Raw genomic sequence first — 13,907 nt, forward strand, 5'->3', positions numbered from 1 at the left:
GAATCAGGTGACCAGGCCGGTCCGGTACGCGTACACCACCGCCTGCACCCGGTCCCGCAGGTCCAGCTTCGTCAGGATCCGCGACACGTACGTCTTCACCGTCTCCTGGCTGATCACCAGCCGCGCCGCGATCTCACTGTTCGACAGCCCGTCGGCGATCAGCCGCAGCACCTCCAGCTCACGCGGCGTCAGCCCGACGTCCGCAGGCGTCCCCTCGGCCGGGCGGATGCGCGCCGCGTACCGGCCGACGAGCTGCCGCGTCACCTCGGGCGCGAGCAGCGCGGCGCCGGAGGCGACGGTGCGGATGCCGTGCAGCAGCTGCGCCGGTGGGGCGTCCTTGAGCAGGAACCCGCTCGCGCCGGCGCGCAGCGCCTCGTAGACGTACTCGTCGAGGTTGAACGTCGTCACCACCAGCACCTTGACCGGGTGGGCGACGCCGGCGCCGACCAGCAGGCGGGTCGCCTCGATGCCGTCGAGCACCGGCATGCGGACGTCCATCACCACCACGTCGGGCCGCAGGCGGCCGGCGAGGTCGACAGCGGCGCGGCCGTCGCCGCACTCACCCACCGCCTCCATGTCCGGCTGCGCGCCGACGATGGTGGCGAATCCGGTACGGATCAGGGCCTGGTCGTCGCAGACGAGCACCCGGATCGGCGCGGTCACGACGCGCTCCCGGTGGGGATGCGGGCCCGAACGACGAAACCGTCGCCCGCCCAGCGTCCGGCGTCGAACTCGCCGCCGAGCACCGTGACGCGCTCGCGCAGCCCGGCCAGGCCGCGTCCGCTGCCGCCCGGACCCGCGGCGCGCGTGCCGGGACCGTCCGTGCTGATCTCCACAGTGATCTCCCTGTCGCCATGGTGTACGTGGACGGCGGTGGGACGGCCGTGGGCGTACTTGAGCGCGTTCGTCAGCGCCTCCTGCACCACCCGGTACGCGGCCACCTCCGCGCCGCCGGTCACCTCCGCCGGGCTGCCCTCCTGCGTGAACTCCACCGGCTGCCCGGCCCGGCGGGTCTGCTCCACCAGGGCGTGCAGGTCGCCCACCGACGGGGTGCGTGCCTCCGTACCGTGGTCGGGGTTGAGCACGTCGAGCAGCACCCGCAGGTCGCCGATGGCGCGGCGGCCGGTGTCGGTGACCGCGGTCAGGGCGGCGTCGAGGCGGTCGGGCGCGGCGGTCAGGTAGCGGGCCGCCTCGGCCTGCACCACCATCGCCGTCACGTGGTGGGTCACCACGTCGTGGAGTTCACCGGCGATGCGGGCGCGTTCGGCGGCGCGGGCGGTCTCGGCCACGTGCCGGCGGCGCTCGGCCTCGGCGGCGCGGTTCTGCCGCAGCCACGACCCGGTGCCCCAGGCGAGCGCCAGCAGCAGGTAGAACGTGGTGAAGCCGACCACCCCTTCGCTCGACCCCTGCCGGTCGAGGGCGACGGCCAGTCCGACGTACGCGAGGGAGCCGGCGAGCACCGTGGTACGGCGGCCCCGGTCCAGGTGGGCGCCCGCGCTCAGCAGCGCGACGGCGAGCGCGGCGCCGGCGAAGGTGTGGTACGCGCGCACCTGGTCGATGGCGAAGCCGAGCGACACGAGGGCGAGGGACAGCGCCGGACGGCTGCGGCGCAGCGCCAGCGGAAGGCACTCCAGCGCGATCACCACCACTGTGAGCGCGTCGAACGGCCGTGCGGGCAGGTCGCCGAGCTGCGTACCGATGCCACGCAGCGGTGGGGTCACGGCCGCGAGCGCGATCACCAGGGCGAGCGGGAGATCCCGGACCGTGACGGGCCAGTGCCGCCACGAGTCCGGGAGCATCCGTCGGGTGATCATCAGGAGACCGTAACGCTCTCCGCCGGGGCCTCGACCGCGCGGCGGCGGCGCCGCACGATGTGGCCGCGGCGGTGGGCCAGCCAGAGGAAGACCACAGTCAGCGCCGCCCCGGCGGCCACCGTGTAGAGGCTGCCCTCCGGCCCGAAGTCGCCGCCGCTGAGCAGCATCGAACCCGACGTGCTGGCGTCCAGCAGCCCGGTCGACTCGCCGTTGCCGGAGACGACGACACTGAAGACGCCGCCGGCGGCGAAGTTCCAGCCGAAGTGCAGGCCGATCGGCACCCACAGGTTGCGGGTCGCGGCGTAGCAGGCCGCCAGCATGAACCCCGCCTCGATCGCGATGGCGGTCGCGCCCCACAGGCTGGCGTCCGGGTTCAGCAGGTGCATCAGGCCGAACAGTACGCCGGTCAGCAGCAGCGAGAGCCACGTACCGAGCCGTTCCTCGACCAGGCGGAACAGCAGGCCGCGGAACATCAGCTCCTCGGTCACCGCCGCGGCGGCCATGAACCCGAACATGCCGACCGCGCCGGACACCGAGCCGATGCCGTGTACGTGGTAGCCGCCCATGAGGGCGATGTTGACGATGACCGCCGCGAACATGGCGAAACCGATCAGCACCCCGCGATGGAGCCGGGCCGCCGCGCCGTCCCGGGCCAGCTCCGTGACCTCGCGGCCTTCGGTGCGGCGCACCACCCACCCGTACACCATGATCGCCGCCGCGGCGGTCGCGACGCCGAGGATCAGGCTGAGCCAGGCGTTGTCCTGTGCCGCGACGACCGCCCGGCTGCCGACGAGACTGACCGCGACGACGGCCAGGAGCTGCTTCACCACACGCATGACGATTCCTTCGAGAGGTCCGCGGCCGGAGCGCCGCGGTTCACCTGGAACGCTATGGATTCGCAGGTCGGGAATCGTCACCGTGCGGTGGACACTTGCGGGTAGCTCGCACGGGGGACAGGCGCGGCGGTCGGGGCGTTTTGGGGCGTGCCTTGAGCAGAACGGCTGGCCTCACGACGGTCGCGGCGTGCAGGCTGCCGGACATGGCGACGGGATTCGGCGGTGAGGTGGCGACCTACTACGCACGGCATCGGCGCGGCTATCCGCCCGAGGTGCTCGACGCCCTGGCGGCAGCCTTCCGTCTCGGCGGCGACGACACGGTGGTCGACCTCGGCTGCGGCACCGGTCAGTTGAGCCTCCCGCTCGCCGATCGGGCGGCCGCGGTCATCGGCGTGGATCCGGAACCGGACATGCTGGCGATCGCCCGGCGTGCCGCCCTCGACCAGGGCATCGGCAACGCCACCTGGGTGCTCGGCAGCGATGGCGATGTGCCCGCGTTGTCCCGGCTGCTCGGCGAGCGGACGGTCGGTGCGCTGACCGTCGCCGTCGCCATTCACTTCATGGACCGCGACGCCCTGTTCGCGGCGGCCCGGCCGTTGCTGCGCCCCGGCGGTGGCATCGCCGTCGTCACCAACGGCGACCCCCTGTGGACGCAGGACGACGATTGGTCGCGCGCGCTGCGCGGATGCCTGGAGCGGATGCTCGGCCACCCCGTCACGGCGAGATGCCAGACCGACGAGGACGGGCGTCGGCGCAATCGGGAGGCGCTCGTGCGTGCCGGCTATCGGTACGAGGAGACGTCGGTGCGGTACGACGCGCCGCTCACCGTTGACGACATGGTCGGCGGCGTCTTCTCCCCCATGTCCGCCGAAAAGCTGCCTGGCCTGCAACAACGCGCGGCGTTCGCCGCCGACGTGCGCGACGCTCTCGGCGGAGTGGACGTGGTGACCGAGCGGGTCACCGTCCGGTTGCAGTGCGGGATCGCCAGCTCATAGCCCGATCGCCGGACGGGGTTTCAGCTACGTCACCAGGCGGTAGTTGGGGATGCCTCTGGTGCGTTCCTCGATCGGTGCGGCAGTGGACAGGGCCGTCACACCGGCGGGAACCGGCGCCCGGGAGACGTGGATGCCCTCCAGGCAGGTGTCGCACCAGAACGAGACGTAGCCGTGCCCGGCGCCGGGCGGCGTGGTGAACACCATGCGCAGCGTCCGGTGACCGCAGTTCGGGCACTGGTGGTCGGACACGGCCGGCAGCAGGCGATAGACGACCTCGTACGCATCCAGCCACTCGTCGAATGAAGCCACCAGCTACTCCTCCGGTCTGACCGGTTGGTTCTCCCACCACTGGTCCTCGTGAGCATAGGCACGATCCTCGAATGCGATTGCCTCGTCGCGGTTTCGGGGATACGGGCGCCCTGCGCGGAGTTCCTCCACGTGGAACCGCTCATGCGCGAGCGTACGAGCGAGGTCCTCCTCGCTGTGGAAGGCGTTCCGGCAGAGCATGACCGACTGGTCAGCCCTGGTCACGCCGTGAATCCCCGACCTTCCCTTGTCGATCACGAACCGGACGTCGGAGGTCTCGATGCCGTACTTCGCGGCGATCTGCTGCACCGACTCCATGGTCATCGGCATGCGGGGTCCGCGTCCTCTGCCGCGTACCCGGTTCAGGTTTCCCGCTTCGGGCTCAGCCGCTCGCAAGCGGCTCAGCGCCTCGCGGAGCTTGCCGATCAGGTCGCCGAGGCGCCGCATCTCCGGCATCAACCGCCGCAGACTCGCCAGCAACCCCCGCAACAACCGCCCGATCCGCGCCGCCCACGACGCCACGGTCGTCGTCACCTGCTCGACCACCAGCGGCGTCGCCAGCCCGGCCGTGGCGACCAGTTCGGCCGCGTACACGATCAGCCGGGACACGCAGGCGGCGATGGCGTCGCGGACCAGCAGCCGCACGGCCGCGACCAGGCCGGCGGCGCCCTCGGTGATCGCGGCCATCGCCTCGGCGCCCTGCGCCAGACCGGTGACGGCCTGCTGCTGCTCGGCCGCCCAGCGGCGGTAGCCGGTGGCGGCGGTGCCGGTCCAGACGGCGACCTCGGTACGCACGGCGTGCGACAGCTCGGCGGCGTCCTCGCGCAGCGACGCGGCGACGTTGCGCCAGGTCTGCGCGTGCGCGGTGATCTCGGCGGGGTCGCCGGCGAGCCAGTCGAGGGCCTCGCTGAGCGGCTTGACGTGCTCGATGAGCCAGGCGATGCCGTACTGGAGGAGGACCCCGGCGGGGTCGGACACGAGGGCGAGCGCGTCGAGGCCGGCGCTGACGACGCCGAGGCTGCCGTCGATCCAGCTGCCGGTGCGGACGCCCTGGGCGATGAGTTCGATGTCCTCGCAGATCCATACGCCGGCCCAGGGGCTCGGTCCGGAGTCCGCCGCGGCGGCGACCAGCGGGTTCGTGGTCACCGCCGCTGCCGTACCCGGTCGAGCAGGTCGGCGGCGTGCGCGTCGGACGCGCGGTAGCGCTCGGCGCTGGACCGCAGCCTCCCGGCGGTGTCCCGGACCGAGGCGGCGGCGGTGCCGATGCCGTCGGTCAGGGTCCGTTGGAGGCCGTCGAGCAGGACCGGCATGATCGCGCAGAGCTGCCCGTACGCCTCGGCGCTGAGCCGGACGTGCTGTCCGGCCTGCCGCGCGGTGTCGATGCTGTCGGCGCAGCGGCCGAGGTGGGCGGCGTGTGCGGTCAGGTCGTCCGGGTCGACCCGGAGGCCGTCACCGGCCGGCATCCGGTGTGCCCCGGTCGGGGTCGAGACGCCGCTGGTGGGTCTCGACGATGGCCCGCGCGGCCGGGTCGTCCGCGCCGAGGGCGTCGGTGGTCGCATCGGTGAGCCGCCGCAGCAGGTCGGCCCGGGCGTCCCGGGTGACCGTCAGGATCTGCCGGGCGGTGTGTGCGGCGGAGTGCTGCCGGACGCGCTCGTCCAGGCGCAGATCCGCCAGCAGCCCGTTCGCGTCGACGGTGATCTCGATCAACCCGTCGGCGGTGCGGGCGGTGCCGGTCAGCGCCTGTGTGCGGGCGGACAGGTCGCGGGCGCGCTCCGCCCGTTCGGCCAGCGACGACTCCCATTCGTCGAGCCGTCGTGCCGCCGCGTCCAGCGCGGCCTCGTCCGCCCACATGACGACCCTCCCCAGAGGACTGCGGTCACCGGCACGGTAGCAACCCGTCGCGCTGCGTGTGGACCCCGTGACGTCACGGCGACAAGCGCACTCCCCTGTGGAGGGACGTCCCGGCGTGCCGGGCGTTGCTAGGGTCTGGTTGACCGTGACGGGGAGGCAACGGGATGACACAGGACGCCGCGGCCGGCGACTACGCGCTGCGCATCTCCGGCTACCGCGAGGAGCTGGCGGCCCTGCGCGTCGGCGGGCATCCCGTCGGCGGCGTGACCGCCGAGGCGCGCGGCCGCGCCGCCGACGGCCAGGTCGAGGTGACGGCGGAGGACGGGCGGCTGCGCTCCGTCGAGCTGGCCGCGCCGTTGATGCGGCTGTCCGAGGACGAGCTGGGCCCCCTGGTCGAGCAGGCGGTGAACGACGCGTTGACCGCGTCCCGGGGCAGCCTGGCGAGCAGCGAACCGGTGGCCGACCTGTCCGCGCTGACCGGAAGCCTCGGGGCCGTCCTCGCCGAGAGCGAGGCGGCGATGCGCCGCCTCCACGGCGCGATCGCCGAGGCCGTCGCCACGGCCGGTCCGGCGACCGGGCTCGGCGGGGACGTCCCGGCGAACGGCCCGGCGGATCTCCTGCACCAGGTCATGGAGGTGCTGGGCACCACGACCGGCGGGACGCCGCCCGACGACGGCGGGGACGAGCGGTGGAGCGGATGCGACGACGCCGGGACCGTGCGCGCGGAGGTCGACGGCTCGGCTCGGCTGACCCGGCTGGAGGTCACCCGACCGCCCCGCCGGCTGTCCTCGGCGGATCTCGGCGAGTCGGTGGTGGTCGCGGTCAACCGCGCGCTGGAGCAGGTCCCCCCGGCGGCGGCGCCGCAGGGGCTCGGCTCGGCCGCGCTCGACGCGCGGCTGCGCGAGCTGCAGGAGGCGAGCGTCCGCCAGATGTCCGCGCTCACCGGCGCGCTGACCGGCGTGATGCAGACCATCCGGGACCCGGGACGATGACCGGCGGAGGGGAGCACTGATGGCCCGAGAGATCGAGATCGACCCCGAATCGATCATCGGGGCGGGCGACGACATCGTCGCCTCGGCGCAGCGTATGCGCGCCGCACTGTCCGCGTTCGACGCCGAGTTGGCGGCCTTCGGCACGCCGTGGGGCAACGACGACCTCGGCTCGCTCATCGGGATGGTGTACGAGACGATCCGCGACCTGGCGCTGGAGAGCTACGACGCGAACCTCGTCGAGATCGAGGACATCGGCAAGCTGAGCCGGGTGATGGGCCTCAACTACCAGGAGACCGAACGCATGATCACCCAGAGCCTCGGCCGTTTCCGCGAGGTGCTCGGCTGACATGGGAATGACCCTGCCCGGCGAACTGGTGTCCCTGCTCGGCATGCTCGGCTACACCTGGCCCGAGGCCGACGAGACGAAGCTGCTGGAGATGGGCCAGGCGTGGCTCGCCTTCCCGGACCGGCTCCGGACTCCGGTGGCCGACGCCGACCGGTCGGCGCTGCAGATGTGGACCCAGAACCGCGACGACGCCATCGAACGCTTCCAGACGAACTGGCAGGCCGCCGACTCGGCGAAGACCAACCTGGACGACGGTGCCTCCGCGGCGGCGCTCATCGGAACCGGGCTCATGGTGTGCGCCGGAATCGTCCTCGCGTTGAAGATCAACGTGATCGTGCAACTGACGCTCCTGGCGATTCAGATCGCGCAGGCAGTCGCCACTGCCGCTGTCACGTTCGGCGCCTCCCTGCTGGAGATCCCGATCTTCAAGCTCATCACCGGTGTCCTCATCGACCAGTTGCTGAACATGGCCACCGAAGCGGTGCTCGGTGGGTAAGCGGGGAAAGGCCGGTCTCTTCACGCCGGTGGAGAAGTGGCTCCGGGCCCGGATGCGGCACCGCCGCTACGCGCACATCTTCCGCGGCCACGTGAACACCAACGCCACTCCGCCCCGGGGTACCGGCTTCCACCATCGGTTCATGGGGGAGAACCCGCCGGGTGCCCGGGTCCGGGTCGATGCGGACGGCCGCGAGATGATCCTCGAACGGCACGCCGACGGTACGTACCGCGCCCGCGTCGACGTGCAGGACGACGGCGGTGTCTGGCGTCAGAAGCGCGGTTCGAGCACCTTCTTCCCGGACAACTGGACGCCGCAGCGGGTCGACGAGACGATCGAGGGCGCGTTCCGGTCCGGTGGCCCGCACCCGGACGACCCCAACAAGTGGCAGGGGAGGGCCAACGGGCTGCTCGTCGAGGGCTTCTACAATCCCGGTGGCACGACGTGGTACTCGGCTTGGCCGGTGGGGGGACGCTAGCTGTGGGTGACATCCAGTTCGGGCGCAATCAGAACGGCGCGCCCACCATGACCAGCGGCGACGCGCGTTTCCGCCCCTTCGCCTCCCAGCTCGTGAGCGACATCCAGACCTACGCCCCGGACTGCCTCGAGCTGTTGCAGTGCATCGACGACGTGATGTCCGGGCGCTCGGACTACGAGGAGTACGAGGGCAACTCGGCCGTTGTGCGCTGCACGCCGACCGGTGTCAGCGTGGACAGCCTCGGACCGGTGCCGTCGGGGGCGTCGTACACGGTCGACGAGGCCCGCACGGTGATCCTCGCCTACTTCGACTTCCTCGCCCCCTCGCCCGAGGAGAAGAAGCGCCACCTCACGACCTGGGAGCGGGAGCACGGCGGCCCGTTCCCCGGGCGGCACCTGCTGCGTCTGCCCGGCTGACGCAGCTCAGCGGGCCAGCCGGGCGATCGCCGCCACCGACCGGTCCACGTCCGCCTCCGTCGTGGTCGCGTTCGACACCGAGATCCGCATCAGCCGCCGTCCCCGCCACGTCGTCCCACCGGCCCAGCACGTCCCGTCGGCCTGCACCGCGGCCACCACCCGGTCGGTGCGCGCGTCGTCGCCGAACCCGACCAGCACCTGGTTGAGCACCACGTCGTTCACCACCTCGAACCCGGCCGCGGTCAGCCCGTCGGCGAACCGCCGGGCCAGCGCGCAACACCGCTCGACAAGCGCGGCGACGCCGTCGCGGCCCAGCTCCCGCAGGCCCGCCCAGACCGCGAAACCACGGGCACGGCGGGAGGACTCCGCGGTCAGGTCCGCGCCCGCGGGCACGCCGCCGCATCCCACGAGGTACGCGGCCGCGTACGACATGGCCGCCGCGTGCACGTCGGGCCGGGCGCAGAACGCGAACGCGGTGTCGTACGGCAGGTTCAGCCACTTGTGCCCGTCGCAGGCCCACGAGTCGGCCGCCTCCAGCCCGTCCACCAGGTGCCGGGTGACCGGACTGGCACCCGCCCACAGCCCGAATGCGCCGTCCACGTGCGCCCAGCCGCCGTACCGGTGAACCAGGTCGCAGGCGCGGCGCAGGTCGTCGCACGCCCCGGTGTTCACGTTGCCCGCCTGCAGGCACACGATGGTCGGGCCGGGACCGGCGTCGCGCAGCGCCGCGGCCAGCGCGTGCGGGTCGATCGCGCCCTGCGGGCCGGTCGGCACCGCGCGCAGCGTGTCGGTGCCGAGACCGAGCAGGCGCAGCGACCTGTCGATGGTGGCGTGCCGTTCGGCGCCGGCGAACACGCGGACCGCCGGCGCGCCGGGCAGTCCGCGTCGTTCCACGTCCCAGCCGGCGTCGGCGAGCACCTGGTGGCGGGCGGCGGCGAGCCCGGCGGTGTTGGCGGCCTGCCCGCCGGTGACGAACCCGGCCGACGCGGTCGCCGGGATGCCGAGCAGCTCCTTGAGCCAGGTCCCGGCGGCCGTCTCGGCGGCCACCGCGGCGGGGGAGGTGACCGCGTTGAACGCGATCTGGTCCCACCCGGTGGCCAGCATGTCCGCGGCCGTGGCGGCCGGGGAGGCGCCGCCGACGACGAAGCCGAAGTAGCGCGGCCCGGCGGTGGCCACGAGTCCGGGTTCGGCGGCGGCCACCAGCTCCGCGAGCACCTGCTCGGGCGGGGTGGACGCGTGCGGCAGCGGGCCGGCGAACGCCTTGTTCAGCGCGGCCTGGTCCACGGGTACGCCGACCGGCCGGTCCGGCAGCGACAGCCGGTAGTCGGCCGCGTGGTCGGCGGCGCGCCGGAACAGGTGCCTCAGCTCGTCCATCGCCGCACCCTAGCCGAGGGTTGGTTCCATCCGAGTCGCACTCATGAACGGTCCTGGCCGTCGGTCACCCCGAGGGCGGCGTCGAGGCGGTCCAGGTGCGCGGCGACCGGCCCGACGGTGAGCAGGCCGCTGCCGGCCCCGGCCAGTTCGTGCGCCGCCGGGGCGAGCGCGGACCGGGCCCGGAGCACCGCGTCCCGGTCGCCGAGCGTCACGGCGGCGCGGCCGGTCAGGCACCACAGGGCCTCCATGAGCAGGTCACGCGGCGGCGCCGGGGCGCGGCGCAACGCGGCGGCGGCCTCCTTCCGTCGGCCGTCGGCGAGCAGGAGCAGCGGGCGGGCCCAGGGCGCGTACGGCCCCCAGTCCGTGTCGGCGGGGAAAACGGCCGGCAGGTCGTGCCACACCCGCAGGCAGAGCAGCGCCAGCGGCGCCAGCCCGCGTTCCACGCCCGGCATGCCGCAGCCGGCCAGCCCGGTCGCCCACGACCGGTACGCCGCCTCCGCCTCCGGGTACGCGGCTCCGGTGGCGGCGGCCCGCATCGCCCGGTAGCCGCCGGTGAACACGCCGACGAGCGGGCTCTCGTGCCGGGCGGCGAGTCGGTCCGCCGCCTCGGCGAGCGCGTCGGCGGCGGTGAAGTCGGCGAGTGCGCTGCGCGCCTGCACCCGGATCAGGTGCCCGAGGATCTCCACCGTGGGCAGGCCGTGCCGGGCCGCGAGCGCGATCAGCTCCGCGCCGACCGTGTCCCGCTGCGCGGCCAGCCCGGTTCGGTGGAACGTCTGCATGTACACGCCGTTGAGCGCCTGGGCCAGCAGTGCCGGGTCGGCCACCCGCCGGGCGATCGCCTCCGCCTCGCGCGCCGCCTCGGCGGGGCGCGGCGACGCCGTACCGCGGGACTCGACGGCGACGGTGGCCAGCAGCCGGGCGCGGGCCGCCTCCGGCGCGTCCGGGCCCAGCCCGGCCAGTGCCCGCTCCGCGGCCGCGACCACCCGGGCCGCCTGCGCCGGGTCGTCCGAGCGGGTCCAGATCGCCGGTACGTCGTACCCGCCGATGACCCGCGCGGTGAACTCCGGGTCGCCCAGTTGCTCGGCCGCGGCGATGGCCGCCTCGCGCTGGTCCCGGGCGGCCTCCAGTCCGCCCGGCCCGGTCACCGCGAGGCTGCGCAGCAGCCCGACCGTGGACTCCAGCCGGGCCCGCGCGCCGCGCACCACACTGCGCTCGTACGCCGCCGCGGTCTCCGCCCAGACCCGGGCCGGGCCGGCCGGTTCGGGTTCGGCCTGGCGCAGCAGGCCGGTCTCCAGGCGCCGCAGCCGCGGCCCCGGGTCCAGGCCGAGCTGGTCGCGCAGCAGTTCCCGGGCGCGGCGCAGCACGGCGAGCGCGTCGGCCTGCCGCCCGGCCCGGTAGAGCGCCGACGCCAGCAGCGCCCACCCGTCCTCCCGCCACGGGTGCGCGGCGACGTGCGCGTCGAGATCGGGTACGGCGTCGGCGGCCCGGTCCAGCGCCAGCAGCGCCTCGGCCCGCCGCTCGACGGCAGCGAGCCGGATCTGGTCCAGCCGGGACCGCTCGGCGTGCGCCCACGGCTGGTCGAAGTCGGCGTACGCGGGCCCGCGCCACCAGCCCAGCGCCTCGTCGAGCCGGTCCAGCGCGGCCCGGGGCAGCGCGTCGGCCGCCGCGGTTACCGCGTCCTCGAACCGCCAGGCGTCGACGCTGTCCGGGTCGGCCCGCAGCGCGTACCCCGGTCCGTCGGTGACCAGCAGCCGGGCCGGCTCGCGTGGCGGACGGTGCGGTTCCAGGCGGCGGCGCAGGGCCGCGACGAACGTGCGGACCGCGCCCACCCCGCCGGCCGGCGGGTCGTCCCACAGGTCGTCGACGATCTGCCCGACCGGCACGGTCCGGCCCCGGGCGGCGACCAGCCGGGCCAGCACGGCCCGGTGCCGGGGCCCCTTCAGGTCGACCGGCTCGCCCGCGTCGTCCCAGGCCGTCACCGGACCCAGCACACCGAAACCGACAGGCACCGACCCCTCCTCGACCCGGTGGTCACCGTATCGCGCTCATCGGTTGCTCATCCGGCGCCGCCACGCTGGACCGGTACGACGAGACGAAAGAGGGATCGAGATGAGCACCACCATCGCGGGATTCGACTACCAGCGCGTTCCGGTCGCCGAGGACGTGGCGCTGAACGTGGCGGTGGGCGGCTCCGGCAGCCCGGTCGTGCTGCTGCACGGCTTCCCGCAGACCCACCTGATGTGGCGGCACGTCGCCGCCGACATGGCAGGCGAGCACACGGTGATCTGCCCGGACCTGCGCGGCTACGGCGCCAGCGACAAGCCGGCCGCGCACACCGATGACACGTACGCCAAGCGGACCATGGCCGCCGACGTGGTGGCGCTGGCCCGCGCGCTCGGGCACGAACGGTTCGCGCTCGCCGGGCACGACCGGGGTGCCCTGGTCGCGGTCCGGGCCGGCCTGGACCACCCGGACGCGGTCACCCACCTGGCGTCGCTGGACGTGCTGCCCACCCTCGACATGTGGGACGTGCTGCACGGGGCCTCAGCGGCGGTGGCGTTCCACCTCTACCTGATGGCCCAGCCGCCCGGCCTGCCGGAGACGATGATCGCGGCGAGCGCCGACGCGTTCTTCGGGCACTTCCTGGACGTCTGGGCCGGTGACCCGGCGGCCATGCCCGCGGATGTGCGCGCCGAGTACCTGCGGGCCTCCCGTGAGGCGGTCGACTCGATCGTCGCCGACTACCGGGCCTCGGCCGGGATCGACGTGACGCACGACCGGGCGGACCGGGACGCCGGGCGGCGTCTGGCCATGCCCGTCACAGTCATCCAGCAGGACTGGGGCGCCGCGCTGGGCTACGACGCGGCGGCGGTGTGGCGGGCCTGGGCCCCGGACCTGGAGCACCGCACCACAACGGCCGGACACTTCATGGCCGAGGAGGCACCGGGCGAGATCAGCGAGGCGCTGCGCGCGCTGCTCAAGCGGTAGGTACGGCGGTCCGGGCGCGTGCGTGCGCCCGGACCGTCCGCCCCCGTCCGCTCAGCCGGCCCGTCTCCGGACGTACCACAGGCCGAGCGCCGCCAGCAGGCCCGCCGCGCCGAGGTGGAGCGCCAGCTCGATCCACTGGAACGCCCAGAACCGGCGGTTCGGCTGGTAGGCCAGGTCCACATGCAGGTCGAGCGCGCCGAGGCAGACCGCGGTGTCTCCGAACGTGCCGGTCGCGCCGGTGCGCGGCGGGTCACGGAAACAGGTGCCGAACGCCTCGTCGGAGAGCTGCCGCCCGTCGGCGGTGCGCAGCGGGCTGATGTCGGTGACCCACGCGCCCGGCACGTCGAGCCCGCCGACGACCGGGGAGCCGGTGATGCTGCCCAGGTTGCGGGCCCGGTTGACGGTGTCGGCGCTCATCGGCACGGCGGCCCGCTCCGGCGGCAGGTAGTGCGGGCGCAGCAGGTTCGGCACCGCGAGCTGCACCACGACCACGGCCAGGAACACCACTGCCATCGCCGGCAGGGTGCGGCGCAGCAGCAGCCCGGCCACCACGCCGAGGACGAGGCCGAACACGGCGTACCCGACCGGTGCGATCCCGCGCGCGCCGAACAGCACGGTGCTGAACCGGTCACCGGCGACCCGGTCTACGGGCGATGCCGCCCAGGTCAGCAGCGCACCGAGCACACCGGCGACGAGCGCGGCGGCGGCCGAGAGCACCGCCAGCTTGACCGCCAGCCAGCGGCGGCGGGGCACGCTCTGGTTCCACACCAGCCGGTGCGTGCCCTGCTCCAACTCCCGGGCGACGAGCGGCGCGCCCCAGAAGGCCCCGATCAGCGCGGGCACCAGCGCGAAGCCGCCGGCGAGGAACAGCATCGTCTGCGCGTACCGGCCGGGCAGCCGGGCCGGATCCGGTACGGCCCGGATGTCCGCGCCGAGGCCCAGCAGGTAGGCGCCGGCCAGCACCAGCAGGGCGGCGCCGACGAGCGCCGGGAGGCGGAACTGCCGCAGCGTCATC

The 13,907-nt window shown here is 74.1% G+C and carries 17 protein-coding genes; 7 read left to right on the forward strand and 10 right to left on the reverse strand.

Annotation, left to right across the window (positions count from 1 at the left end; genetic code table 11):
* Window positions 1-3 precede the first annotated feature (3 nt).
* From O7622_RS19015 to O7622_RS19025, 3 genes are read right to left on the reverse strand one after another with little or no spacing between them, the layout of a single operon-like run.
* The gene (locus O7622_RS19015) at window positions 4-663 is read right to left on the reverse strand and encodes a response regulator transcription factor (protein WP_282309505.1); all 660 of its coding nucleotides are present in this window, start codon (window positions 661-663) and stop codon (window positions 4-6) included.
* Window positions 660-1,814, reverse strand: coding sequence for a histidine kinase (locus O7622_RS19020; RefSeq protein WP_282309506.1), 1,155 nt, complete (start codon window positions 1,812-1,814; stop codon window positions 660-662). Before O7622_RS19020 ends, O7622_RS19015 begins: the two co-directional genes overlap by 4 nt.
* On the reverse strand, window positions 1,814-2,650 hold the full coding sequence (locus O7622_RS19025; RefSeq protein ID WP_282309507.1) for a CPBP family intramembrane glutamic endopeptidase: 837 nt from the start codon (window positions 2,648-2,650) through the stop codon (window positions 1,814-1,816). Before O7622_RS19025 ends, O7622_RS19020 begins: the two co-directional genes overlap by 1 nt.
* Window positions 2,651-2,853: 203 nt before the next feature.
* Here O7622_RS19025 and O7622_RS19030 point away from each other — a divergent pair, with 203 nt between their 5' ends.
* Window positions 2,854-3,645: a class I SAM-dependent methyltransferase gene (locus O7622_RS19030; RefSeq protein ID WP_282309508.1), complete on the forward strand. Its 792-nt coding sequence runs from the start codon at window positions 2,854-2,856 to the stop codon at window positions 3,643-3,645.
* A gap of 24 nt (window positions 3,646-3,669) precedes the next feature.
* Here the strand turns inward: O7622_RS19030 and O7622_RS19035 are convergent, their stop codons facing one another.
* The 4 genes from O7622_RS19035 to O7622_RS19050 are packed head-to-tail and all read right to left on the reverse strand — an operon-like array spanning window position 3,670 to window position 5,802.
* Window positions 3,670-3,954 carry a hypothetical protein gene (locus O7622_RS19035; RefSeq protein ID WP_282309509.1) on the reverse strand — a complete coding sequence of 95 codons (285 nt, stop codon included), beginning with the start codon at window positions 3,952-3,954 and terminating at the stop codon, window positions 3,670-3,672.
* Window positions 3,955-3,957: 3 nt separating this feature from the next.
* The gene (locus O7622_RS19040; protein ID WP_282309510.1) at window positions 3,958-5,097 is read right to left on the reverse strand and encodes a hypothetical protein; all 1,140 of its coding nucleotides are present in this window, start codon (window positions 5,095-5,097) and stop codon (window positions 3,958-3,960) included.
* On the reverse strand, window positions 5,094-5,414 hold the full coding sequence (locus tag O7622_RS19045) for a type VII secretion target (RefSeq protein WP_282309512.1): 321 nt from the start codon (window positions 5,412-5,414) through the stop codon (window positions 5,094-5,096). Before O7622_RS19045 ends, O7622_RS19040 begins: the two co-directional genes overlap by 4 nt.
* On the reverse strand, window positions 5,401-5,802 hold the full coding sequence (locus O7622_RS19050) for a YbaB/EbfC family nucleoid-associated protein (protein WP_282309513.1): 402 nt from the start codon (window positions 5,800-5,802) through the stop codon (window positions 5,401-5,403). The genes O7622_RS19045 and O7622_RS19050 overlap by 14 nt, the downstream gene beginning before the upstream one ends.
* 164 nt (window positions 5,803-5,966) lie before the next feature.
* Here O7622_RS19050 and O7622_RS19055 point away from each other — a divergent pair, with 164 nt between their 5' ends.
* Genes O7622_RS19055 through O7622_RS19075 form a run of 5 tightly spaced genes read left to right on the forward strand, consistent with a single transcriptional unit; the run spans window position 5,967 to window position 8,530 of the window.
* The gene (locus O7622_RS19055) at window positions 5,967-6,794 is read left to right on the forward strand and encodes a hypothetical protein (protein ID WP_282309514.1); all 828 of its coding nucleotides are present in this window, start codon (window positions 5,967-5,969) and stop codon (window positions 6,792-6,794) included.
* 19 nt (window positions 6,795-6,813) lie between these two features.
* Window positions 6,814-7,140 carry a hypothetical protein gene (locus O7622_RS19060; protein ID WP_282309515.1) on the forward strand — a complete coding sequence of 109 codons (327 nt, stop codon included), beginning with the start codon at window positions 6,814-6,816 and terminating at the stop codon, window positions 7,138-7,140.
* Window position 7,141: 1 nt separating this feature from the next.
* Window positions 7,142-7,636: a hypothetical protein gene (locus O7622_RS19065; protein ID WP_282309517.1), complete on the forward strand. Its 495-nt coding sequence runs from the start codon at window positions 7,142-7,144 to the stop codon at window positions 7,634-7,636.
* Window positions 7,629-8,114 (forward strand): EndoU domain-containing protein, encoded by a 486-nt coding sequence (locus O7622_RS19070; RefSeq protein ID WP_194802462.1) that lies wholly within the window; start codon window positions 7,629-7,631, stop codon window positions 8,112-8,114. The genes O7622_RS19065 and O7622_RS19070 overlap by 8 nt, the downstream gene beginning before the upstream one ends.
* A 2-nt stretch (window positions 8,115-8,116) precedes the next feature.
* Window positions 8,117-8,530 (forward strand): hypothetical protein, encoded by a 414-nt coding sequence (locus tag O7622_RS19075; RefSeq protein ID WP_282309518.1) that lies wholly within the window; start codon window positions 8,117-8,119, stop codon window positions 8,528-8,530.
* 6 nt (window positions 8,531-8,536) lie between these two features.
* Here O7622_RS19075 and O7622_RS19080 read toward each other — a convergent pair whose 3' ends face one another.
* Together O7622_RS19080 and O7622_RS19085 are read right to left on the reverse strand one after the other, a co-directional pair.
* A complete protein-coding gene (locus O7622_RS19080) occupies window positions 8,537-9,904 on the reverse strand; it encodes a pyridoxal-dependent decarboxylase (protein ID WP_282309519.1) in 1,368 nt (455 codons plus the stop codon).
* Between the two features lie 41 nt (window positions 9,905-9,945).
* Window positions 9,946-11,913 (reverse strand): BTAD domain-containing putative transcriptional regulator, encoded by a 1,968-nt coding sequence (locus O7622_RS19085; RefSeq protein ID WP_282309520.1) that lies wholly within the window; start codon window positions 11,911-11,913, stop codon window positions 9,946-9,948.
* A gap of 100 nt (window positions 11,914-12,013) precedes the next feature.
* On the opposite strand from O7622_RS19085, the gene O7622_RS19090 reads away from it, so the two are divergent.
* Entirely contained in the window at window positions 12,014-12,892 is an 879-nt protein-coding gene (locus O7622_RS19090) for an alpha/beta hydrolase (RefSeq protein ID WP_282309521.1), read from the forward strand.
* Window positions 12,893-12,943: 51 nt separating this feature from the next.
* Here the strand turns inward: O7622_RS19090 and O7622_RS19095 are convergent, their stop codons facing one another.
* A complete protein-coding gene (locus O7622_RS19095) occupies window positions 12,944-13,906 on the reverse strand; it encodes an ABC transporter permease subunit (RefSeq protein ID WP_282309522.1) in 963 nt (320 codons plus the stop codon).
* Window position 13,907 lies beyond the last annotated feature (1 nt).

Origin of the sequence: Micromonospora sp. WMMD1076 (assembly GCF_029581475.1) — a bacterium.
Taxonomy (GTDB): domain Bacteria; phylum Actinomycetota; class Actinomycetes; order Mycobacteriales; family Micromonosporaceae; genus Micromonospora; species Micromonospora aurantiaca.